Raw genomic sequence first — 24,920 nt, forward strand, 5'->3', positions numbered from 1 at the left:
ATGCCACTAAGACGAATTATCTTTATATCGTCATTTTTGTATTGTCACTTTAGCGAAAATTTGATGTCTAAACTGTACATTTATATTAAGAGAGCGATATGAAGTTAAAATGGATGGGATTATCTTTGGGGTTAATGCTGTTGCCTAAAGTGCAATCGGCTGAAGTATCCCTATCAGATACCATTCAGCAGGAAACACCTGCTAAGGTACAAATTACCTATGATGATCCCCGCGACCCGTTCGAAGGCTTTAACCGAGCTATGTGGGACTTCAACTATCTCTACCTAGATAGATATTTATATCGTCCTGTAGCCCATGGTTATAACGATTATATTCCTACACCTGCTAAAACAGGTATCAATAACTTTGTGCAGAATTTAGAGGAACCTAGCAGCTTAGTAAACAATGTGCTGCAGGGCAAGTGGGGCTGGGCGGCTAATGCTGGTGGACGCTTTACAATCAATTCTACTGTCGGCTTATTAGGTGTCATTGATGTTGCTGACATGATGGGTATGAGCCGCAAGCAAGATGAGTTTAATGAAGTGCTGGGTTATTATGGGGTGCCTAATGGACCTTACTTCATGGCGCCATTTGCGGGTCCTTATGTTATGCGAGAACTCGCGTCTGATTGGGTTGATGGTCTATACTTCCCATTGTCTGAGTTAACAATGTGGCAATCCATTGTTAAATGGGGACTTAAAAACCTTCATTCTAGAGCATCAGCGATCGATCAAGAGCGACTTGTTGATAATGCACTCGATCCCTATGCCTTTGTCAAAGATGCATATTTACAGCACATGGACTATAAAGTCTATGATGGTAATGTCCCTCAAAAGCAAGATGATGATGAGTTGCTCGATCAGTATATGCAGGAGCTTGAGTAACCCAATTGGCCGTACTTGACAGCATTTGTCTTTAGTCATCAAATGCTAGCCTTGTTAAATTTTGTTATTGGCATATTCACTTGAGTAATGGCTATGCGATGAACTTTATTCGGGAACCTTTATGGCGTTAAATGGTGTTGCGGTTCTTTTAGTTGAAGATGACCCCGTGTTTAGACAGATTGTTGCAAGCTTTCTCGATAGCAGAGGCGCGCAAGTCACACAAGCCTGTGATGGTGAACAAGGATTGTCAGTTTTTAAATCGCAGCGCTTCGATATTGTTCTTGCAGACTTGAGTATGCCTAAGCTCGGTGGGCTCGATATGCTTAAGGAAATGACAAGGTTAGCGCCTTTAGTGCCTTCTATTGTGATCTCGGGTAATAATGTCATGGCTGACGTCGTAGAAGCCTTACGCATTGGCGCAAGTGATTATCTCGTTAAGCCAGTATCTGATTTATTTATTATTGAACAAGCCATTAAACAAAGCCTTCATAGTTCCTACATTGATGATACTCAAGCCGCAGATTTTGACGCGCTATCCCACCAAGAATTAAGTGATAATCTAGCATTGCTTGAGCAAAGTGTTGCTGCGGCAAAACAAGTTCAGCAACAACTCTTTCCCGCTTCAAATATTAGTTATCCGGCAGCCAAGGTTGACTATAGCCTTTATAAAAATAGCGATATAAGCAGTTATTTCATTGATTCAACTATGGTTGGCAGTGATCACCTGATTATGTACATGGCCCATTTGTATCCTGAGGATAATCGAGCCGCGTTTGCCTGCGTTCTGCTTAGAAGTTTTGTTAATCAGAAGCTTAAAGATTTTAGGAATGGTCAGAGTCAAAGCATTATTGAACCCTTTAACATGATGAGCTATTTGAACGAGCGTTTAGTGAAATCTGGTCTCGATATTAAAGCCGATATGATTTATGTTGCCATTGAGCTAACTAAGCACCGTGCTGCTATTGCACAGGCGGGTAAGGGGTTGCGTTGTTATCTGCGTAATGACGAGGGATTAAGCCCGTTAGCACTGTCTGAGAGTCTGCAGCTTGGTGTGCTAGATTGGGGTAAACCGAGCATTCAGTTTCGCAGTATTTTACCGCAAGAACAGTTGTGTATTGCGACAAGTGAGCCTGAGCATAAACAAGCTTTACTTGATAACAAGTTTAAGGGCTTAGTCTATGATGCAACGCTACCCGCAGGTGGTTTTCTACAGTTAAGCCTTTAGTTTTTTGACGCTTTGGCGAAATTGAGTATATAACCGAATAGCTGACTTAACAAAAACGCCTTACTCTTGCGAGTAAGGCGTTTTGTTTTAACAGTCAAAAACAGTTGAACAGGATAATTAACGTTTTATAGCTTCATGTTCAGCCGTCACTGCAATTTCACTTTCTAAGGCTTCGGCTTCAGTATGATGCTTGGTTTCTGCGCCATGCATCCAATCGACTAATTTGTCAGCCATAAAATACAGGATCACGCCAGACAGAGCCGCTGTAATCGCGATACCGGCAAAAATTGACATAGCATTAGCAAGTTGCTCCTCTTTGCCACCACCGTGACCAATCAAAGAACCTACGACCCCAGCAACCTTGTTCGCCATCGCAATAAACAGGAACCAAGCGCCCATCATCAAAGAGGCAATACGCAGTGGTGCTAGCTTAGTTACCATAGACAAGCCAATAGGTGACAAACATAATTCACCCATAGTATGGAAGAAATAAGCACCCACTAACCACCACATGCTTGATTTAGCAGTAGGATCGCTACCCATCTCAACCACAGCGCCAATCATGAACAAGAAGCCAATCGCCAATAAGAACAAACCTAAGGCAAATTTCACTGGCGAGTTAGGTTCATTTTTACCTAAACGGATCCATATTGAAGCAATTACAGGGGCAAATAACACAATAAAAATAGCGTTTAGCGATTGGAAATAAGTCGTGGGCACTTCCCAAGTTCCTATGTAACGGTCAGTAAACTCATTGGTAAATAAGTTCATTAACCCGCCCGCTTGTTCAAACCCCGCCCAGAAAATAATAGTGAACAAACCCAGCACCATAATTACCTTGAGACGATCACGCTCAATTTTAGTAAGTGGTTCTTTACGGGTATTGCCTAGCTTAGCCTGGCGTTCACGTTCTAGCTTGGCCGCTGGCACGGTACCAATGTTACCTAACAGTTTTTGAGCAAATAAAAATTGAATCACCAGCGACAGCAGCATACCAATACCAGCACAGAAGAAACCTGCCTGCCAGTTATTAACAAAAACCTCTTGGCCATTAACCATTTCAGTGTGGCCAAAGCTAGTATAAGCCCAAGCAACAATAAAGCCGGATAATGCCGCACCTAAATTGATTCCCATATAGAAAATAGTAAATGCACCATCGCGACGGTGATCACCTTCCTCGTAGAGATCGCCCACCATTGTGGAAATGTTCGGCTTAAACAAACCATTACCCAGAATGAGTGTACCTAGACCGATATAAAAAATGGTCGTTTCAATACCAGGAAACCAAGCATGAGGCGCAGCTAGCATAAATTGGCCAGCCGCCATTAACGCACCACCAAAATAAATGGCTTTGCGCTGACCCAGAAAATTATCAGCTAACCAACCACCAATCAGCGGCGTTAAATACACTAACGCAGTAAAAGTACCATATAAGGATAAAGCGTCAGCTTGGCTAAATCCTAAGCCGCCACCGCCTTGTTTACCCACCTGATCAACTAAATACAGCACCAAAATGGCACGCATTGCATAATAACTAAATCGTTCCCAAAGTTCTGTTGTAAACAGCAAGAACAATCCCTTGGGATGCCCAAGCATCGTTCCTTGTGGTTTTGCTACGCTCATGAAGTCTTCCACCTTAAGCTCGTGATTGCCTGTGGGCCCCTGAAACAGGATGATGTCACCACAGAAAAATGGTTGTTGCTCGTCCCAATATCGCCTGCAGGTTTAATCAACCATTAATTTCCGCTATAGCATTCATTAATTGTTGATTAACCGCTAGTTACGTATGGGTTATTGTTACGTTCTTATAATAAAAGTAATGTGTTTAGCAGTAAAATGAGTATTTTCGCTAAAATCCCACCTTATATACCCCTTAAAAGCAACCAAAGTCAATTTTGGTAAGCTAAGTGGTGACATTATCAGCAGTATAGTGTTGTGATTTTAATTATGAATTAGTTAATGTGAGCGTCATTGTATGCATACCGAGCGAGAGACTGGAATAGTCGAAAAATTACTTCCACCGACTTGAGCATCTTTGCTATGATTGCGACCCGTGAATGGACATCACTTATTTATAGGGTAGTGAGATTAGCTTATGAAGGCATGGTACCTTTTGTATTGTAAACCTCGTAGTGAAGCGAGAGCACAACAAAACTTAGCACTTCAAAATTTAGAGACGTATTTGCCTATGGTCTCTGAAGAGAAATCTCAGCGCGGGCGCAAACAAGTTTGTCGTGTACCACTATTTCCAAATTATTTATTCATCAATTTTGACCCAAGCCAGACAAGTGTCAGGCAGGTCCATTCTACTCGTGGTGTGAATCGAATCGTTAATTGTCAAGAGAAAATGACGCCCATTGACGACAGAATTATCCATGCCATTCGCATGAAAGAACTAACGCCTTCCCAAACAGTATTAGACGAAGAATTAGAGCTAAAAACGGGGGAAAAAATTCGTTTTACAGATGGGCCCTTTGTTGATCTCGAAGGCATTTTTCAAGAAAAATGCCCAAATAAACGTTGCCATGTTCTTTTTAACATTATGGGGCAGATAAAGACGGTTACTGTACCTGAGCAAACGGTTGAAAGAGTTTGTAGTTAACTAATTGACACAAGTTTCATTGTAAGAATTAAGATGAAATATTTGTAGGAAATTGACTATTCTTATTATTAAGGCTTTTTGCCAGAGATGGATAACGTTTTGTTAAGTTATTAAATAATAAGGTTTTTATGGATTTTTACAAAATTCAAATCATTAAGATTTTAATTTATCTCTAAAATTTGAAACATTGACTTGCAATTGCTTGTTAATTAACCAGTCAAGCTTTCGGGTTTGAAGTAAACTTATGTAACCAGACTTTAAGATTGTCGTTTATCCTTCTTAACGTCATTGGTATGTTGTTAAAAATGAATCTTTAGTTGATGCGCAAACTTAGCTGCTTAAGGCCTGCATTAACGTTTAGGTGACTATTGGGTTTAGGCTGCGATAGTCTTGTTCTAATTAATAATTTGGCGTGTTTTTCCCACAAGAGTGGTGATATCACTCGCTAGAAATTCAAATGGATTGGAGCCTTGTAATTCTTTTTATAAAGAATGATGAGGTTTTATTACATGAAAAATATGAGTTTTCGCGTCGCGAAGGGCAATATAGAAGCCGCAATCTATGGGCGGTAGCGTGTCTGAAAGGCATCGAATGAAAAGTTTCATTCGTTAAGCGGACGCCGAAGGCCTCGGGCCGCCACGCGGATCGGTAGCGTGTCTGAAAGGTGAGAAACCGCAGGTTGATCCCTCGAACGAGAGGTATGGATACGGAACGGGCAGGTATATAGGGATATTTATCGAAAAACAGTTTCTTCATTTACTTTATTAAATGGGTAATGCAGGGAGCCTCAATAGCTATTAATATGCCCAATTTTACCTTTATTCAGCCATGATATGATTAACCGTAGCTGCTTGATGATGTAAACAATCCAACATTTACCCCAAATAATCGTTAGTTTTTTGTACACTCTAAATGGCGTTTGATTGCCGAGTGTTTGAATGTGAAACTCAGGTTTTACCTCTAAAAATCCAATAATAAGCTTTGACTCATTTTTATAAACGGAGATATCTGGTGCTACGACAAGTCAAAAAATTCATCATACTAGGCATAAGTGCCGCGATTTTGATGGGCGCGCAGGCTAATGCCATTACGCCATCTCCACAGATGATCGAGCAGTTCAAAGCTTTACCTAAGTCAGAACAAGAAAGGCTAGCACGTCAATATGGCGTTGACCCTTCAATGATTACTGGTGGTTCAGCTGCTCAACCAGTAGTTGAAAATCCAACTGTGGTGACCCCACGTGCTGCCAATAATGATGTAGTTGACCAGTCTGATAATGACCAGCTAAATCAGGCCACTAAATCGGCGGACAAGGTTGAAGCTATTGAAGACAAAAAAGAAAATCAATTAAAGCGTTTTGGTTACGATCTCTTTGCGGGTTCGCCAAGCACTTTTGCACCAGTTAGCGATGTGCCAGTGCCTGCTGAGTACATGATTGGTCCCGGTGATAGCTTAAATGTTCAGTTGTTTGGTAAAGAGAATAACCAATACACGCTAACCGTTGGTCGTGATGGAGCAATTCAATTTCCGGGTTTAGGGCCAATATCGCTTGTTGGTTTGAGTTTTTCTGAAGTACGCGAATTGTTACAGCAAAAAATTAGCCAAAGTATGATTGGCATAGAGTCAAATATAACAATGGGCGAATTACGGTCAATTCGTATCTTTGTTGCTGGTGATGCTTTTCAACCAGGCTCCTACACTGTTTCTAGTTTATCGACGATCACTCAAGCATTATTTATTTCCGGTGGTGTGAATCAAATTGGTAGCTTGCGTGACATACAAATTAAACGAGCAGGTAAAACAGTAGGTCGCCTAGATCTCTATGATTTACTTCTGCGTGGTGATGCATCAGGTGATATTCGCTTGCAATCAGGTGATGTGGTTTTTATTCCATCATCAGGTGGTTCAGTTAGCGTGATTGGTGAAGTTCGTCGTCCTGCTATATATGAACTTAAAAATAATGAAACCATGGCTGATGTTATTCGCATGGCCAGTGGTTTAAATCCGGGCGCTTATCCAAAAGCCAGCACAGTCGAACGTTATAGTAACGAATCAGTTAAAACTGTAGTAAGTGTTGATTTAACAGAAAATGGTGGTTTAAACACCTTAGTTAAAAATGGCGACCTACTAAACGTCAGGTCAGCCTCTAGCCGTATTGATAATGCGATTACTTTGGCTGGTGCTGTTGTTCGTCCAGGCAAATATCAATGGACTAAAGGTTTAACTGTTGCCGATTTACTCCCTTCAGTTTGGGGGGATCTAACCATATCCGCTGATTTGGATTATTCCTTACTTGTCCGTGAAATAAATCAACGCGGTGATATTCAAGTGGAACGTATTGCGCTTGGGCGAGCGATAGCAGAACCTAAATCACATTATAATCCTAAGCTAAATCCGCGTGATTCAATCATTGTTTTTGATTACGCAGACCGTGAAGAGTTATTAAAACCTATAGTTAAAAAACTGAGAGAGCAGAGTCGTTTCGGCGATGCCGCTAAGTTAGTCAGCATCAATGGAAATGTGCGTTTTCCTGGGCAATACCCCATTACTATTAATGGCGATGTTAAAGAATTACTCATTGCGGCTGGTGGTTTAGAAGAAGGTGCCTACACACTTTCGGCTGAATTGACTCGTCAAAATGTTTCTGAGCAAAACGGTGTATCGGTTGAACATATGCAGTTAAGCTTAGATCAGGTTATGCAAAATGTACCAACTGCAAATGTTATACTTCAAAGCCGTGACACCCTAACTGTTCGCACGCTTCCTGATTGGCAGGAGACTCGCTGGGTGACTATCAAGGGTGAAGTTAAGTTTCCTGGTACTTACAGTATTCAGCGTAGCGAAAGCTTGAAAGATGTGATATCTCGCGCAGGTGGTTTGACGAGCGATGCAGCTCCTCGCAGTGCTGTATTTTTACGTAAGTCAGTAAAAGATAAAGAGCAGCTTGAGTTATCAAAACTTGCTGATGAATTACGCCGTGAAATTGCCGCTAAAGCGTTGACAAAAGATACACCAACCATTGGCTATAACGATGCGCAGCTGATGTTAAATCAGCTTGAAAATGTTAAAACTGTCGGTCGATTAGTTGTTGATATCAATGCAATCCAACTGGGTATCGATAGTGCTAACCTTACGCTTGAAGATGAGGATGCGTTGTATATTCCTGCGACTAATCAAACTGTGTCAGTCATGGGCCAAGTACAGCACCCAAGCACACATAGATATAAACAAGGTTTAACATTCGACCAATATTTAGCATTATCTGGTGGCGCACGTAAACGTGCCGATGAATCCCGCTCATATATTTTAAGGGCTGATGGCTCGGTCGAAATGCCAACCACATCCTTCTGGTTTAATGGTGGCAGTGCTATAGAACCTGGCGATACCATAGTTGTGCCATTAGATACTGAATATAAAGACAACTTAACGCTTTGGAGCCAAGTCACTGGCATTATCTACAATACTGCTGTTGCAGTGTCTGTAATCTCAGGGCTCTAGGCGCTAGAATCTAGCAGAGCGTAGCCGGCTCTGCTTTTAGCCTTTGCCCTTATAGAAGTGCAGCGCTCTCGCCGCGTACTAGAATCTAGAATCTGAAGAACTAATGAACACACAAATTACTCAAAATCCAAATACATACCAATCCGACGCAAGATTTCCTCAAGTGCAAGATGACGAAATTGATCTTCGTGAACTTTTTTCGGTTATATGGCAAGGCAAATGGTTAATCATTGCCATTACGGCTGTATTCGCGATTGGTTCTGTGGTGTTTGCGATAATGCAACCCAATATCTATAAGTCTGAGGCATTACTGGCCCCTGCAGCAGAAGAGCAAGGTGGTGGGTTAAGTGCCTTAGCCTCTCAATTTGGCGGCTTAGCCAGTCTTGCTGGTGTTAATTTAGGTGCTAAGGGTGGTACAGATAAAACCCAGCTTGCCATTGAGGTATTAAAATCCCGTCAATTTACCAGTGATTTCATTCAAAAGCATAATATTCTTGCTGATTTAATGGCAGCAAAAAAGTGGGATCGAGATTTAGATGTAATCGTATACGATGCGGATCTTTATGATGATAAATCAAATCATTGGGTACGCGAAGTTGACCCTCCACTCAAACCAGAACCTTCAATGCAGGAAGCCTATAAAGTTTTCAGCAAAATATTAGCTATTAATACGGATAAAGAAACTGGAATGGTTACTCTAGCTGTTGAGCATGTATCCCCAAGCTTTGCAAAACAATGGGTTACTTGGTTAATCGAAGATATTAATAAAGTGATGAAGGATCGCGATGTAGCAGAAGCTAATCGCAGCAGTGAGTTTTTAAATAGACAAATTGCCCTAACTAATGTCGCCGATATTAAAACGATTCTTTATAAGTTGGTGGAAGAACAAGCTAAAACCATTATGTTCGCTGAAGTACGAGATGAATACGTATTTAAAACTATAGATCCAGCATTGGTACCTGAAGAAAAGGCAAAACCCAAACGCGCATTAATTTGCGTATTAGGCACTATGCTTGGCGGTATGTTAGGTGTGATGTTTGTTTTAATAAGGCACTTTGCCCGTAAACAGAGTGTATAGAATATCAACGTAGGGTTTCCGCATTTGATTTTAAAGTCATATAGCTGTGCTCTGCATACCATAGTCCATCCTAATGGTTAACAAATTAGGTCTTTGTATGAATTTACGAGTCAATGAAATAGTAGATACCGAAGAGTTTCAACCAATTAAAACAGTAATTAAACGTTTTAAGTCAAAACGACAGGTGCTAACTCAGGAGGTTATTTATGTCTATTGCCCTAAAGATAGGGAGTTAGAGATAGGTGAGATTGTCGATGATTACTCATTCGATATGGTCGTTAATGACTACAGCATTACAGACCTAAGTTGCAAAGTAATTTGCCACTTTGAAAGTGCGCGTTTAACTAAAGAACAACGGCAATTTTTGGTTAAAGCTACTGAGTTGGGCGCTTGGGTTGAGCCGTTAGTGAGTTATCTTGATGAACGGCTAGGTTATACTGAGGTTCGTTTGCTTCATAGCGGTTACTTTTTACACCAAAAAGCATTCTCTATTTTATCAACCAAACGTACTCAATTAGCTAAACGTGTTATAGACTTATTTGCAGCCTTTTTGCTTTGCTCTATTGCTATACCTATTGGCTTGATAACTGCCTTAGCAATCAAATTAGAAAGTCCAGGGCCCGTGTTTTATAAGCAACGACGTACTGGACAATATAATGATGAATTTGAAGTTATAAAATTCCGTTCTATGCGCAGTGATGCTGAAAAAGCCGGAGCACAATGGGCAGCACAAAATGATGTTCGAGTAACTAAAGTGGGTAATTTTATCCGCAAGACTCGAATCGATGAGTTACCGCAAATTATTAATATTCTAAAAGGCGAAATGTCAATAGTCGGCCCTAGACCCGAGCGTGAAGTCTTTATCGCCGAGTTAGAAAAAGAAATTCCTTATTATCGCTTTCGCCATGCGGTTAAACCGGGAGTTACAGGATTAGCACAAGTCAGTTATCCCTATGGCGCCTCAGTTGAGGATGCGATTTGGAAACATAAATATGATATTTACTATATTAAACATCACAGTACCTTGTTAGATATTAAAATTCTGCTAAAGACTGTTAAAGTCGTTTTGTTTGGTATGGGTAGGTAACCCTCTTTATATTTTAGGTTTTATTAAATGAAGATTTTAGTTACTGGTGGTGCAGGTTTTATTGGTTCTGCAGTGGTAAGAAACATCATCGAAAATACCAATGATAGTGTTATTAACGTAGACAAACTGACCTATGCAGGCAATTTAGAGTCACTGACCAGCGTTGCTGACAATGCTCGCTACACATTTGAAAAAGTCGATATTTGTGACAGAGCTGAACTCGATAGGACTTTTGTACTGTATCAGCCAGATGCTGTTATGCATCTAGCTGCAGAGTCTCATGTTGACCGCTCAATTACTGGTCCTTCAGATTTTATTCAGACCAATATTTTTGGAACTTACACTTTATTAGAAGCTGCACGCCATTATTGGATGCAACTCGATGCTGAGCGTAAATCAGCATTTCGCTTTCACCATATTTCAACTGATGAAGTGTATGGCGATTTACCTCATCCCGATGAGCAAGAAGGACAAGCAGTAAATCAAGAGCTACCTTTATTTACTGAATCGACTTCCTATGCGCCAAGTAGCCCCTATTCTGCATCTAAAGCTTCTAGTGACCATCTAGTGCGTGCATGGTTACGTACCTATGGCTTACCTACCATAGTGACTAATTGCTCCAACAATTATGGTCCTTATCACTTCCCTGAAAAGCTGATCCCGCTAGTGATCCTTAATGCACTCGAAGGCAAGCCATTGCCTATTTACGGTAAAGGTGATCAGATCCGCGATTGGCTTTTCGTAGAAGATCATGCCCGTGCGCTATATAAAGTAGTCACAGAGGGGAAGATTGGCGAAACCTATAATATCGGTGGTCATAACGAAAAACAAAATCTTGAAGTGGTACAAGCTATTTGTAATATTTTAGATACTCTGGTTCCAAAAGAAACTCCTTACGCCGATCAAATCATCTATGTGACCGACAGGCTAGGTCATGACCGCCGCTATGCTATTGATTCTTCTAAAATGAGCCGTGAGCTAAATTGGAAACCACAAGAAACTTTTGAAACAGGCCTACATAAAACGGTTAAGTGGTATTTAGCGAATCAAGAGTGGTGTCAACATGTTCAAGATGGCACTTATCAACGAGAGCGTTTAGGCATTTAATCTCTTTTATTATTTTGTTTTATGTCCTAGTTTTTCTTTAAACCTAGGATCTCTTTATCTAGGAACTGATTTTACTATGAAAGGAATTATTCTCGCTGGAGGTTCTGGCACGCGCCTTTATCCTATTACTAAAGGCGTATCAAAACAATTATTGCCTGTCTATGATAAGCCAATGATTTACTATCCTATTTCAGTGCTTATGCTGGCAGGTATTCGTGATATTTTAATTATTACTACGCCAGAGGATCAATCTTCTTTTCAACGCCTTCTTGGTGACGGCAGCGAATTTGGTATCAGTTTGCAGTATGCAGTTCAAGCAACACCTGATGGGCTAGCACAAGCATTTATAGTTGGCGAAGAGTTTATCGGCATTGATAATGTGTGTTTAGCACTTGGAGATAATATCTTTTGGGGCCAAGGTTTTTCACCAATACTAAAAAAAGCCGCCGCAAGACCAACTGGTGCAACAGTATTTGGTTATCAAGTTAAAGATCCCGAGCGTTTTGGTGTGGTTGAATTCGATCAAGATCAAAAAGCTATTTCAATCGAAGAAAAACCCCTAGAACCTAAATCTAATTTTGCTGTTACAGGCCTTTATTTTTACGATAACCGAGTTGTTAATATCGCCAAAAATGTCAAACCTTCAGAACGTGGTGAGTTAGAAATCACCAGTATTAATCAAGCCTATCTTGAAATGGGTGAATTAAATGTAGAACTACTCGGTCGTGGTTTTGCTTGGTTAGATACGGGGACGTATGAAAGTTTATTAGAAGCAGCTTCATTTGTTGAAACAATTGAAAAACGTCAAGGTTATAAAATAGCCTGTCTAGAAGAAATAGCATGGCGTAATAAATGGCTGACTAATGAACAGATAATCGCAGCAGCAAATCAGATGGCCAAGAATAGCTATGGACAATACTTGTTTGATTTATTAGATAAAAAAAAGGAATAGCATGAGTTTGATTAATCTATTTGATTTTCCAGTGCTAGGGGATGATCGTGGCGCTTTAGTCGCGCTAGAAGCAAATCGCCACATTCCATTTGATATTAAGCGGGTTTATTACATTTATGGTACTGCACAAGGTGTAGCCCGTGGATTTCATGCTCATAAAGCGCTTAAGCAAGTCGCTATATGTTTGAAAGGGTCCTGCCGTTTTGTAATGGATGACGGGAAAAATAAGCAAGACGTGATCTTGGCAACTCCAGATAAAGGCTTGTTAATCGATGCGATGCAATGGCATGAAATGCACGATTTTTCAGAAGATTGCCTGTTGATGGTGCTTGCAGACCAGGTTTATGATGAGTCGGATTATATTCGCGAATATTCAATATTTATTGAGGCGGTAAATACTCATGTTTATTCATCCGCTAAGTGATGTACAGAGCAGCAAAATAGGCGAAGGTACTCGCGTGTGGCAGTTTGCCGTTGTGCTAAAAGAGGCCACAATTGGACGAGATTGTAATATTTGTGCCCATACAATGATTGAAAACGATGTCGTGCTAGGGGATAACGTAACAGTCAAATCTGGCGTCTATATTTGGGATGGTACGAACATTGGAAATAATGTCTTTATAGGCCCTTGTGCGACCTTTACCAATGATAAAATGCCCCGTTCTAAAGTTTACCCTGATACATTTTCTAGAATAACTATAGAAGACCATGCCTCTATTGGTGCAAATGCCACCTTATTACCCGGCATAACGATTGGCAAACATGCAATGGTTGGTGCGGGTTCTGTGGTAACTAAAGATGTGCCTGCTTATGCTGTGGTAGTTGGTAATCCAGCCAAAATTATTAAATATATAGAGCAGTAATATGATTAACTTTCTTGATTTAAAAGCTATCAACAACCAATACCAGCAAGAACTGAAAGAAGCTTGTGCTCGGGTTATCGATTCTGGCTGGTATATTATGGGCAACGAGCTCACCCAATTTGAAGCCGAATTTGCGGCGTATTGCGGAACTAAACATGCAATAGGTGTTGCCAATGGTTTAGATGCATTAATTATCACTTTACGTGCTTGGAAAGAATTAGGCAAACTCAAAGCTGGTGATGAAGTCATAGTTCAAGCCAATACTTATATCGCATCTGTACTTGCTATTACTGAGAATGATTTGGTTCCTGTATTGGTTGAACCTAATTCAGCCACGTTTAATTTAGACTTTTCTACTGTACGAGCAGCGATTACATCTAAAACAAAAGCCATTTTACCTGTGCATTTATATGGTCAAATTTCACCTATGCCTGAAATTATGACACTTGCAGAAGAGTATGACCTATTAGTACTGGAAGATTGCGCCCAATCACACGGTGCTGAAGTTAACGGTAAACGCGCCGGAAACTGGGGGAATGCGGCAGGATTTAGCTTTTACCCCGGTAAAAATTTGGGGGCACTGGGGGATGCCGGTGCTATTACTACCAATGACGATGATCTAGCACAAACTCTTAAGGCAATTCGTAATTATGGTTCACATAAAAAGTATGAGAACCTCTATCAGGGCGTAAATAGCCGCCTTGATGAAATTCAAGCAGCAATGTTGCGGGTGAAGTTGCGCCATTTAGAGGCTGAAACCGCTCGTCGTCAGGATATTGCCCAAACTTATCGCGCTCACATCAGTAACCCACTAATTACGCTGCCGCAAGTGGATGAAGAGCTCACACATGTTTGGCACTTATTTGTTGTTCGCTGTGAATTACGTGAAGCCTTGCAACAGCATTTAGTTGCCAAAGGTATTCAAACCTTAATTCATTATCCTATTCCCCCTCATAAGCAGCAGGCTTATAGTCATTATGCTGATATACAGTTGCCGCTGACTGAGTTAATCCATCAGCAGGTGCTTTCTATTCCGCTAGATCCAACCATGAGCGATGAAGCCATTGCTAAAGTTATTGAAGCGATGAATGAGTTTGCTGGATGAAGCGTTTACTTAAAGTCACCGCCATGACAGGGCTACTAACCTTGTTAAAAATGGCGATGGGGTTTGTGATTGCAAAAGTGGTGGCTATTTATACTGGTCCAACTGGTTTGGCGATGCTTGGACAAGTGCAAAGCTTGGTGGGCAGTTTAAACGGTATTATTAATGCGCCAGCAGGAAGCGGTGTGGTGCGTTATACAGCAGAAAATAGAGAACAAGGGTTTGACGCTTGCGCACCTTGGTGGCGCGCAGCAACGCAATGGGTGCTGATAATCTCGGCTATTGCTATTCCTGTTGGGGTATTATTAGCCAAGCCGATTGCCAGTAGCTTATTTAAAGATGTGAGCTTAGCTTGGGTGGTGGCGGCTACCGTGTGCGTGCTGCCCTTTGCTGCGATAGGCACCTTGTGTAATTCGGTGATCAACGGTCAACAGCTATATCGCCGTTATGTTGGCCTTGGCATGGTCTCAGCGCTAATTTCTGGTGGCGTAATGCTGGCGATGATTGTTCTGTACAATATTGAGGGCGCACTATTAGCGGCTGCGGTACAAGCGGCCTTGATCGGTCTGGTGATGTTAATTGCCAACCTGCGTCAGCCTTGGTTTAAGCTGCGCTATTGGTGGGGCGCGGTGGAGCCTAAGGTGCGCAAACAAATTGGTGGTTATATGTTGATGGCGATCACCACTGCGTTAACTTTGCCTATATCGTTAATCCTGGTGCGCAATATTTTAATTGACCAAGTTGGCTGGGATGCAACCGGCCAATGGCAAGCGGTATATAAAATCTCTGAAGTCTATTTAGGGGTGATTACCATGGCACTGGGCACCTATTATCTGCCGCGCTTGGCATCATTAACCTGTGTTGATGCCATCATTAGTGAAATTCATAAAACCGCACGGGTGATTATCCCTATTGTAGCTACTATGGCTTTGGGTGTTTATTTGCTGCGTGATGTTGCTATATCACTGCTATTCACTGAAGAATTTCGTAGTGCTCGTGAATTATTTGCGGTTCAATTAACCGGAGATGTGATTAAAATCGCTAGCTGGTTGTACGCTTATCCTATGTTATCTCGTGGTGCTACTAAATGGTTTATGGTTACTGAAATATTATTCTCGCTTTCATTTGTAGTCTTGAGTTATCTATTTATATTAAATATGGGATTGCAAGGTGCGACTGTTGCTTATTTGGTCAATTATTCAGTATATTTTTTAATTATCTCATCAAATGTAAAAAGATTTACCAGTTAATTGCTGAAGAATATCGATTTTTTAAGTTAATATAAAATTCCGATGTTCCTAAACGTATTTTTCTATGAATAAATGCAGAATCTATATCCATTCAATATCTGCTGCAAGGAAATTTTGTATTAAATGGTAGTAGTGTTGTAAGTTTTTTTCAATTTTATTTAGGTGAGTTATATCTAGAAGCTAAAAATGTAGTGTACAGATAATTTTTTCAAGCGATTCTTGATTAAAAATGCAATCACAATCGCTGACGAAACCTCTATTTATATTGAGAATGATACCTTGATTGGTTTAATTCTATTTACTTTGATACCCCCCTCACTTGCTTGAATTTTAAAGGCGATTAACTAGTGGGCACTATTGCAAATTCGTTAAATTTGGCAGCAATGTATATACTAGCATAAATATTGCATTTTATAATGTTACAAGGGTGTACTATTAGGGGGGGGTAGCGATATAGACTCAGGCGCAGTGACTAGTCATGATATTTCTGTGATTTTGATATTAGTGCACGTGTTGGCATTTTTCATTTTAAATGAGATTTAAAGTTAACGATATGAAAATATTAATCTATGGCGAATTTAGTGGTTATGGTAAATCCTTAGCGATGGGGTTTCGCGAACTAGGCCATGAGGCTGCGGTATTCTCTCCGGATGGTGATGGTTGGAAAAAACTTAGCTCAGATTATAGTTTTTCAGCCAAAACCAAGTTAGGAAAATTAAGAGAGCTTTTTAAACTTATCCCTGTATTTTTAAAGTTTGACGCTGCTTATATCATGAACCCTAGTTTCTTAAGCTTCAAACTATTAGGGCCTTTGATGTTACTGCTGTTTAAAGTTAAAGGTATTAAGTTATTCTTATTATGTTGTGGCGATGATGTCGAGTACATTAAGGCGGGGGAGTCTGGTATTATCAGTAAATTTGTTTTTGCTGGGGTTGATTATCCTACAATTAAGTATTTTAAAACAATACCAGAAAAAATTATAAATTATTTATGTGCTAAGACCGCAGATAAAATAATCCCGACTATGTATGATTATCAAGCACCTTGGCGTGCCAGTCGTTTTAATCATAAACTAACGGAAGTAGTCCCATTAGCTTGTTATGTGCAAAATACACCAAAAATTAAACATACAAATATAACAGCAATTAAAATCATGCACGGTATTAACCGTCGTGATGTTAAAGGCACCGATGTTATCCTAGCTGCATTAAAACGTATTGAGAATGAATTTTCTAACGTGGAGATTTTTACTCCAGAAAAATTAAGCCAACCAGAATACCTTAAATTATTTGCCGAGGTTGATATTTCAATTGATCAGTGCAAATGTCACAGCTATGGCATGAATGCAATTTATGCTATGTTGCACGGGCATGTTGTATTAGCTCCAGCGGATGAAAAGCATTGTGCATCTATTAACATTACCACATTGCCTGTTGTTTCTATCAGTAATGATGAAGAAGATATTTATCAAAAATTGAAAAAATTAATTTTATCTGCTGAGTATTTGGATAAACTCAAAAAAGAAACGGTAGATTATGCTGTTAGATATCATAAGCCTGAAATTGTTTGTAAAAATTTGATAAAAAAAATTAATCCATAAGCTGCTAAATATTTATACAATATTAAGCATTGTTTAGCTCTTAGGCTTTTTTAAAATATAGGTCATGTCTTGTGTGCAAAAACAATTTCGAAAATGATTTGTTTTTTATACTTTTAGCATATATGTTTTGTTCTTTATTTATTCTTGTTAGTTATTATTATGCTCTCAACTTTGAATTTAAAGGTGATACTCAAGAGTATTTTTATGCTTTTAATAAAATAATATCAAATCCCTTCCCATGGGGGAGGGAGTTTGTCACATCTTGCATTATGTGGTTAATTCATTCAATTGGAGGCGATTTCAGATTTTTTTTGTTTATTTGTCTATTAATGTGGAGTCCAGTAGTTTTTTACTTAGCGTTCTCTGCAAAAAAAAATGTTTTTTTATTTTTTGCTTGTCTTTTTTTTCTTTTGCCACTTTTTATGGGTAATGTTCTTTTTCTTATCAGGCAATTCAATGCAGCTTTGTTTTTTTTGATTTTTGTCTATTACTATAATAAAAAAAATTCTAAATTAATTTCACTTTTATTTATTATTCTTTCAATTGGGTCTCATATTTCAGCTGTTATGTGGTTTATTTTCTTTAATAAAAAAGTAAAGTTGTATTGTACTAAGCCAATAGTTATTTTTTCAATTACATTTATTTCTTTCCTTATTTTTGCAATGCAAGTCGATGTTTTATCAATGCTAGTAAATAGCTTTGTTGAACTCTCTAATGTGCTAGGTGTTACAGAGGTAGAAAGAAAGTTATTATTTTATATATCCAATGAAAGTATGGACGCTGCCTCTGTTAGATATCCATTTATAGTGTTGTCATTTATCGTTGCCTTTTTAAGTATTTTTTTACTGGTTAAAAGTAAGACTGATAATTCATTGTTTCTTCTTGCTTTAATTCAATCGCTATTGCTGCTTACTCTAAGTCATAATGTCGTCGCTGCAAATAGATTTGGATTTTTCGCATTTTATTTTTGTATACCATTAGTTTTAATCCTTTTTTCTTTTTGTTTTAAAAAAAATAGAGTCAAATTTTAATGAAAAATACTATCTATGTAGTATCTCTTGCTGATGAAATTGCAAGAAGGGCTAATTTTAATAATCAGGCGAAAAGCAGTGGTTTTGAGTTTGAATATATAGATGCAGTTGATTTTAGGTATATTGATACCGATGATTTGGTAAATTTCACGTCATCAACACAACAAGGAACAATTAAAAGGGTTCTCACCAAGGGTGAGGTTGGTTGCGCCTTAAGTCATTTTAAATGCTATCAAAAATTATTAGCTGATGATGCTAACTGGGCTTGGATCATTGAAGATGATGCTGACCTAGGAAGATTAAAACCTGATAGCATAGAAAATATAATATCTTTGGTTGAGGAGATAAATGTCGATGTGATTATATTAGGGCATTCAAAACTTGCAAAAGATGACGAATCATTGTTCTATCTTTTTGAGCCATTGAAGAACATAGCTAATGGAAGTAATTTTGCTTTAGGTAAACCATGGAAAAATTGGACTTGTGGGACAGTTTCTTATTTGATTAGTCAAGCTGGTGCAAAAAAAATGCTCGATTTCTTTGCGGATAGAAAAGTCGTTACTGTAGCAGATGATTGGCGTTTTTTCGAAGAAAAAGTTGGACTTAATATCGCACATTATCGGCCATTACTTGTGTTTGAAGATTTTTTGAACTTTCAAAGTGCTTTAGAATCAGATCGAGCGCAGGTTTCAAAAAGAAGAATTGATTTTTTAGATCCCGTAAGAGTATTAAGAGGTTATCTTCGCATGTTATTGATGAGACTTATGCCATGAACATAACCTTAATCATCACCGGCCTTGGCATGGGTGGGGCGGAGCGGCAAGTGTGTGACTTGGCCGATCAATTTGCCGATAAAGGCCATCAGGTATTATTAATGTCCATGACTGGCGAGGCGGTTAATAGCCCGCAATCAGCCAATATTGAGATTGCCGAACTCTATATGGCCAAAACTCCCATGGGATTTATTAAAGCCTATTGGCAGGCTCGGCGGTTAATTAACCAATTTAAACCCGAAGTGGTGCACAGCCATATGGTGCATGCTAACCTTTTTGCCCGCTTGCTGCGTTTAAGCACCAATATACCAAAACTAATTTGTACTGCTCACAGTTCTAACGAGGGTAGTGGTGGCCGTATGCTGGCGTACCGCATAACTGATGCATTGTGTGATCTCAGCACTAACGTCAGCCACGAGGCTGTGGATATTTCGGTAAAGCGTGGCGCCGCGCCTGCGAGTCGTATTATTGCAATGCACAACGGCATTGATATCGTGCGCTTTACCTTTAATTCAGCCAGCCGTACTTTCTTGCGGGCGCAATTACAACTGGCTGATAACACCCCTCTCATCTTGGCAGTAGGGCGCTTTACAGAGGCCAAGGACTATCCCAACTTATTAACTGCTTTTAGCCAACTGCCCAGTGAGTTAAGCCACACGAAATTGGCGATCATTGGCACCGGTGAGGCGCAAACCAGCATTTTAGAACTAGTCGCGCAATTAGGCTTAACTGAACGGGTACATTTTTTAGGGCTGCAACGCAATGTCAATGAGTGGATGAGCGCCGCGGACCTGTTTGTGTTGTCATCTGCTTGGGAAGGTTTCGGTTTAGTGGTTGCTGAGGCCATGGCCTGCGAGCGGCTTGTGGTGGCTACTGATTGTGGTGGTGTAAAGGAGGTACTGGGTGATTGCGGTATCTTGGTACCGACTAAAGATAGTACCGCTCTGTCGAGAGGTTTGGTACAAGGTCTTACGGTAACCCCTGAGGCTGCAAAAATACAAGGTCAATTAGCACGAGAACGGGTTGTACAGAAGTATTCATTAGAGGTGGCCACGGACAAATGGCTGCAATTATATAATGCGTAACATGTATAATATTTATAACGTCAGATTTTAAGAGTTTACTTTGAAAAAAATTGTTATTTCCTCTAACACTAGTTGGAGTATATTTAATTTCCGTCTTGAGTTAGTTCGTTTCTTAGCTAAAAGCTATCAGGTGGAAATCATTGCGCCCAAAGACCAATACAGTGATAAGCTGCGAGAGTTAGGTTTTGTTGTGCACGATATCAATATGGCTCCTAGCTCCATTGCGCCATTGCAAGATATCGCTACTCTGTTGGCGTATTGTAAACTGCTGAAAAAAATCAAACCCGATTACTATTTAGGTTTTACTGCCAAACCGAATATCTATGGTGGTTTTATTGCAGGTCTACTTGGTTGTAAAGTCATTAACAATATTGCTGGTCTTGGTCGCACCTTTTCCAGTTCAGGTTTACTGCAAAGCTTAATGCAACTGCTGTATCGTGTCGGTTTACGCCATAGTAAACATGTGTTTTTTCAAAACAGAGATGATCAAATATTATTTGTGGAAAATGGTTTGCTTAAAAAAGCAACTCACAGTGTTTTACCGGGCTCTGGAGTTAACACCAAGCGCTTCACTTGCAAAGTTGACAAGTTAGTGGATCACAGTAGCGCGGACTCAACCCAATTTGTGTTTTTATTCTCCGCTCGCTTGCTGCTCGAAAAGGGCATTCGTGAATACATTAGCGCAGCTAGTCAATTAAAAACTATTTATCCACACTGTACCTTTCAAGTGCTTGGCAAACATAGTGGCTCTGCGGCCGAATTGCCTAAAGCCGAACTTGACGAAGCTTACCAAAATGGCACTATCAAGTATTTAGGTACCACTGATAACGTGGTAGCAGTACTGCATAACGCCGATTTTTTTGTTTTGCCAAGCTATTATCGCGAAGGCGTGCCGCGCTCATTATTAGAGGCAGGTAGCTGCGGTTTGCCTTTGATCACCACTGATTCGGTGGGTTGCCGCGAAACTGTGATTCATGGTCAAAACGGCTATTTAATTGCACCGCGCGACAGCCATGCACTCTTTATCGCAATGAAGAGTATGGTTGAGTTAAGCATTGAACAACGTAATTCCATGGGATTGGCCAGCCGCGATTATATGGTCAACAACTTCAGCGAAAGTTTGGTGTTACAACAATATCAGCAAGTCTTATCGGAGCAGTAATATGAAATATTTGGTCACCGGCGCCGCCGGTTTTATTGGCAGCGCCGTTGCTAAACGTTTATGTAACCAAGGCCACCAAGTAGTCGGCCTTGATAACCTTAATGACTATTATGATGTAAGCCTTAAACACGCGCGTCTCGCCCAATTGGCCGCTCAAAAGCTATTTAGCTTTAAACAACTCGATTTGTCCGACCGCGATGCCATTACTGAATTATTTAAAGCGGAGCAGTTCGATCGGGTGATTCACTTAGCCGCCCAAGCTGGCGTACGTTATTCAATTGAAAACCCTCACGCATATGCAGATTCTAATTTAGTAGGACATCTCAATATTCTTGAGGGATGTCGTCAGACCAAAGTCAAACATTTAATCTACGCATCTTCTAGTTCTGTCTATGGTTTGAATAGTAAAACGCCATTTGCTACCAGTGACACAGTTGACCATCCTGTATCACTTTACGCTGCGACCAAAAAAGCCAATGAGTTGATGGCACATAGCTATTCGCACCTTTACGATATGCCAACCACCGGCCTGCGTTTTTTTACTGTATATGGTAGTTGGGGCCGCCCCGATATGGCGCCATTTATCTTTACTAAAAAGATTTTAGAGGGTGAAACCATTGATATTAATAACAATGGTGATATGTGGCGCGATTTTACCCATGTAGACGATATTGTTGAAGGGGTGATTCGTATTGCTGATGTTATTCCCACACGAAATGATGTCTGGACTGTAGAAACGGGAACACCAGCAAGTAGCTCCGCACCTTATGCGGTTTATAACATCGGCCATGGTTCGCCAATTAATTTAATGGACTTTGTTAAAGCTATTGAAGATGAATTAGGTATTGTAGCGAAAAAGAACTTTCGCGAGATGCAGCCTGGTGATGTTTATCAAACTTATGCGGATACCCAAGACTTATTTGCTGTTACAGGATATCAACCTAAAGTTGGCGTAAAAGAAGGCGTGGCTGAGTTTGTTGCATGGTATCGCAATTATCACCGGATTTAAGTTTGTTAAAAATGTCATTTTAATTATTTAAACCATTTAAATTGCAAGACGAAACTTATAACGCGCTTTGCGTATGTAGAATGTCTTGTTTTGCCTCCATTCGTGATGGTAGTAATTCGCCAGATGGTTTGTATTTTCTCTGCATGATTATAACTCTTAGCTATTTGTCATAGATTTCAGCCTGCGCAGGAATGACGACATATTGAGTGATATTTTTCGTGAGCAGATTAGATATTGCTTACACATATTAGGACATAAGTAATGAAAATCGCTATTGCTGGTACTGGCTATGTTGGTCTTTCTAATGCCATTTTATTAGCCCAGAACCACCAAGTTGTTGCTGTTGATGTGATTCCTGAAAAAGTTGAATTGATTAATAGTAAACAGTCGCCAATTCTGGATACTGAAATTGAATATTTTTTAGCTCATCATAAACTCGATTTAATCGCTACCTTAGATAAAACCTTAGCTTATCAAAACGCTGAATTTGTCATTATTGCTACGCCAACCGATTACGATCCTAAAACCAATTATTTTAATACATCTTCTGTTGAAGCCGTTATTCAAGATGTATTGGCTATTAATCCTAGTGCGGTAATGGTGATTAAATCAACTGTACCGGTGGGTTTTACTGCCAAGGTTAAAGAAAAATATAATTGTGATAATATTTTATTCTCACCAGAATTTTTGCGCGAAGGCAAGGCACTCTATGACAACTTGCATCCATCACGGATTATTGTGGGGGAGCGTAGCGAACGTGCAGAAGTCTTTGCTAATTTATTAGTGCAAGGAGCGATAAAAAAAGATATTCAGGTATTATTTACATATTCGACTGAAGCTGAAGCGGTAAAATTATTCTCAAATACCTACCTTGCTATGCGAGTTGCCTATTTTAATGAACTTGATACTTATTCAGAGACTCATGGCTTAAATTCGAAGCAAATTATTGAGGGAGTGTGTTTGGATCCGCGTATCGGCGACCATTACAATAATCCTTCTTTTGGTTATGGTGGCTATTGTCTACCTAAAGATACAAAACAATTACGTGCTAATTATGCGGATGTACCTAATAGTATTATCGGGGCGATTGTTGATTCTAATACGACACGTAAAGACTTTATCGCTGACTCCATTTTAAGTCGCGATCCTAAAGTAGTGGGTATTTACCGTCTTATCATGAAGTCGGGTTCTGATAATTTCCGTGCTTCGAGTATTCAAGGGATTATGAAGCGCTTAAAGGCTAAGGGCATTGAGGTTATTGTTTATGAACCTGTATTAAAAGAGGCTGAATTTTACCACTCCCGTGTGGTGACAGATCTCGCTGAATTTAAAGTCAAGGCTGATGTGATTGTGTCGAATCGCATGGCAGCAGAGCTCTCCGATGTTATTGACAAGGTTTATACCCGGGATCTATTCGGTAGCGATTGATTTTATTGGGTAAGTGCTGAATTTAGGATGCAAAATGAAATATTTAGTAACAGGTGCGGCAGGCTTTATTGGAGCGAAGGTTTGTTAAAGGTTGTTGGCTTGTGGTCATACTGTTACTGGTGTTGATAATTTAAATGACTATTATGATGTGTCTTTGAAATTAGCTCGGTTAGCACTTATCGTGAGTGATACTTCATTTACATTTATTAAGTTGGATATAGCGGACCGTGACCTTGTTTCGCGTTTATTTATTAATGAGCGTTTTGATCGGGTTATACATTTAGCGGCGCAGGCTGGTGTTCGTTATTCAATTGAAAATCCAATGGCCTATGCTGATAGTAACTTAGTGGGCCATCTTAATATTTTAGAAGGGTGCCGACATACAAAAGTACAGCATTTGATTTATGCTTCATCCAGCTCTGTTTACGGCCTAAATGAAAAAACGCCATTTTCAACCTCTGATTCTGTTGATCATCCTGTATCCTTATATGCGGCGACTAAAAAGTCTAATGAGTTGATGGCACATAGTTATTCGCACTTATACAATATGCCTACCACTGGCTTGCGATTTTTTACTGTGTATGGTCCTTGGGGGCGACCTGATATGGCACCCTTTATTTTCACTAAGAAAATACTAGAAGGTCAACCAATTGATATGAATAATAACGGTGATATGTGGCGTGATTTTAGCCATGTTGATGATATTGTTGAAGGGGTTATGCGTATCGCGGATGTGATACCTAGGCGTAATGAACATTGGAAGGTTGAAACTTGCACGCCCGCTGGCAGCTCTGCCCCTTATAAAGTGTATAATATCGGCCATGGAAGCCCGATTAATTTGATAGATTTTATCCAAGAGATTGAAAGGGCATTAGGTAGGGAAGCTATTAAAAATTTTAGGGAAATGCAGGCCGGTGATGTTTATAAAACCTATGCTGATACGGCGGACCTGTTCATTGCAACTGGCTATAAAGCTAAAGTTAGCGTTCGAGAAGGCGTTCAGAGTGTCGTTGATTGGTATCGTACTTACTACAAAGTGAGTTAACTTTGTTAGAGCTAATATAGATGTACACGTTTTTATGATAGCCGAATTTTTTAGATTCGGCTTTTTGTTTTGCTAACCTTTTACTTTTTTGGGTTAGCGATAAGCTAATACTCATTATCGGTGGAGCCAGCTTTATTGG

General features: G+C 39.8%; 21 protein-coding genes. 20 read left to right on the forward strand and 1 reads right to left on the reverse strand.

Going from position 1 to position 24,920, the window contains the following annotated elements; translation table 11 throughout:
* Positions 1-98: 98 nt before the first annotated feature.
* Together RA178_RS07480 and RA178_RS07485 are read left to right on the forward strand one after the other, a co-directional pair.
* On the forward strand, positions 99-884 hold the full coding sequence (locus RA178_RS07480) for an MlaA family lipoprotein (RefSeq protein WP_306685039.1): 786 nt from the start codon (positions 99-101) through the stop codon (positions 882-884).
* A 121-nt stretch (positions 885-1,005) separates the two neighbouring features.
* Complete coding sequence (locus tag RA178_RS07485) at positions 1,006-2,109, forward strand: response regulator (protein ID WP_306685040.1); 1,104 nt, start codon at positions 1,006-1,008, stop codon at positions 2,107-2,109.
* Positions 2,110-2,226: 117 nt separating this feature from the next.
* Here the strand turns inward: RA178_RS07485 and RA178_RS07490 are convergent, their stop codons facing one another.
* Positions 2,227-3,732, reverse strand: a complete 1,506-nt coding sequence (locus tag RA178_RS07490; RefSeq protein ID WP_028761163.1) for a peptide MFS transporter — start codon at positions 3,730-3,732, stop codon at positions 2,227-2,229.
* 472 nt (positions 3,733-4,204) lie between these two features.
* Here RA178_RS07490 and rfaH point away from each other — a divergent pair, with 472 nt between their 5' ends.
* The 18 genes from rfaH to RA178_RS07580 all read left to right on the forward strand — a co-directional run bounded on the left by rfaH (position 4,205) and on the right by RA178_RS07580 (position 24,781).
* Positions 4,205-4,711: a transcription/translation regulatory transformer protein RfaH gene (gene rfaH, locus RA178_RS07495; protein ID WP_306685041.1), complete on the forward strand. Its 507-nt coding sequence runs from the start codon at positions 4,205-4,207 to the stop codon at positions 4,709-4,711.
* Positions 4,712-5,722: 1,011 nt separating this feature from the next.
* Positions 5,723-8,209, forward strand: a complete 2,487-nt coding sequence (locus RA178_RS07500; RefSeq protein ID WP_306685042.1) for an SLBB domain-containing protein — start codon at positions 5,723-5,725, stop codon at positions 8,207-8,209.
* A 103-nt stretch (positions 8,210-8,312) separates the two neighbouring features.
* A complete protein-coding gene (locus tag RA178_RS07505; RefSeq protein ID WP_306685043.1) occupies positions 8,313-9,287 on the forward strand; it encodes a Wzz/FepE/Etk N-terminal domain-containing protein in 975 nt (324 codons plus the stop codon).
* Positions 9,288-9,384: 97 nt separating this feature from the next.
* Positions 9,385-10,374: an exopolysaccharide biosynthesis polyprenyl glycosylphosphotransferase gene (locus RA178_RS07510; protein ID WP_263184953.1), complete on the forward strand. Its 990-nt coding sequence runs from the start codon at positions 9,385-9,387 to the stop codon at positions 10,372-10,374.
* A 27-nt stretch (positions 10,375-10,401) separates the two neighbouring features.
* Entirely contained in the window at positions 10,402-11,481 is a 1,080-nt protein-coding gene (rfbB, locus tag RA178_RS07515; protein WP_306685044.1) for a dTDP-glucose 4,6-dehydratase, read from the forward strand.
* Positions 11,482-11,557: 76 nt separating this feature from the next.
* Complete coding sequence (gene rfbA, locus RA178_RS07520) at positions 11,558-12,433, forward strand: glucose-1-phosphate thymidylyltransferase RfbA (protein WP_306685045.1); 876 nt, start codon at positions 11,558-11,560, stop codon at positions 12,431-12,433.
* A gap of 1 nt (position 12,434) precedes the next feature.
* Positions 12,435-12,857, forward strand: coding sequence for a sugar 3,4-ketoisomerase (locus RA178_RS07525; protein ID WP_306685046.1), 423 nt, complete (start codon positions 12,435-12,437; stop codon positions 12,855-12,857).
* On the forward strand, positions 12,835-13,296 hold the full coding sequence (locus tag RA178_RS07530) for an acyltransferase (protein WP_306685047.1): 462 nt from the start codon (positions 12,835-12,837) through the stop codon (positions 13,294-13,296). The genes RA178_RS07525 and RA178_RS07530 overlap by 23 nt, the downstream gene beginning before the upstream one ends.
* Position 13,297: 1 nt before the next feature.
* Positions 13,298-14,401: a DegT/DnrJ/EryC1/StrS family aminotransferase gene (locus RA178_RS07535; RefSeq protein WP_306685048.1), complete on the forward strand. Its 1,104-nt coding sequence runs from the start codon at positions 13,298-13,300 to the stop codon at positions 14,399-14,401.
* Complete coding sequence (locus RA178_RS07540; RefSeq protein WP_306685049.1) at positions 14,398-15,648, forward strand: O-antigen translocase; 1,251 nt, start codon at positions 14,398-14,400, stop codon at positions 15,646-15,648. The genes RA178_RS07535 and RA178_RS07540 overlap by 4 nt, the downstream gene beginning before the upstream one ends.
* 553 nt (positions 15,649-16,201) lie before the next feature.
* Positions 16,202-17,248, forward strand: a complete 1,047-nt coding sequence (locus RA178_RS07545; protein WP_306685050.1) for a hypothetical protein — start codon at positions 16,202-16,204, stop codon at positions 17,246-17,248.
* Between the two features lie 71 nt (positions 17,249-17,319).
* Positions 17,320-18,279 carry an EpsG family protein gene (locus RA178_RS07550; RefSeq protein ID WP_306685051.1) on the forward strand — a complete coding sequence of 320 codons (960 nt, stop codon included), beginning with the start codon at positions 17,320-17,322 and terminating at the stop codon, positions 18,277-18,279.
* The gene (locus RA178_RS07555) at positions 18,279-19,052 is read left to right on the forward strand and encodes a glycosyltransferase family 25 protein (protein WP_306685052.1); all 774 of its coding nucleotides are present in this window, start codon (positions 18,279-18,281) and stop codon (positions 19,050-19,052) included. Before RA178_RS07550 ends, RA178_RS07555 begins: the two co-directional genes overlap by 1 nt.
* Entirely contained in the window at positions 19,049-20,137 is a 1,089-nt protein-coding gene (locus tag RA178_RS07560) for a glycosyltransferase (RefSeq protein ID WP_306685053.1), read from the forward strand. The genes RA178_RS07555 and RA178_RS07560 overlap by 4 nt, the downstream gene beginning before the upstream one ends.
* Before the next feature lie 40 nt (positions 20,138-20,177).
* Positions 20,178-21,299: a glycosyltransferase family 4 protein gene (locus RA178_RS07565; RefSeq protein WP_306685054.1), complete on the forward strand. Its 1,122-nt coding sequence runs from the start codon at positions 20,178-20,180 to the stop codon at positions 21,297-21,299.
* Position 21,300: 1 nt separating this feature from the next.
* Entirely contained in the window at positions 21,301-22,308 is a 1,008-nt protein-coding gene (locus RA178_RS07570) for an NAD-dependent epimerase (protein ID WP_306685055.1), read from the forward strand.
* 261 nt (positions 22,309-22,569) lie between these two features.
* Positions 22,570-23,736 (forward strand): nucleotide sugar dehydrogenase, encoded by a 1,167-nt coding sequence (locus tag RA178_RS07575; RefSeq protein ID WP_306685056.1) that lies wholly within the window; start codon positions 22,570-22,572, stop codon positions 23,734-23,736.
* 91 nt (positions 23,737-23,827) lie between these two features.
* A complete protein-coding gene (locus tag RA178_RS07580) occupies positions 23,828-24,781 on the forward strand; it encodes an NAD-dependent epimerase/dehydratase family protein (protein WP_306685057.1) in 954 nt (317 codons plus the stop codon).
* Positions 24,782-24,920 lie beyond the last annotated feature (139 nt).

Origin of the sequence: Shewanella oncorhynchi (assembly GCF_030848765.1) — a bacterium.
Classification (GTDB): domain Bacteria; phylum Pseudomonadota; class Gammaproteobacteria; order Enterobacterales; family Shewanellaceae; genus Shewanella; species Shewanella oncorhynchi.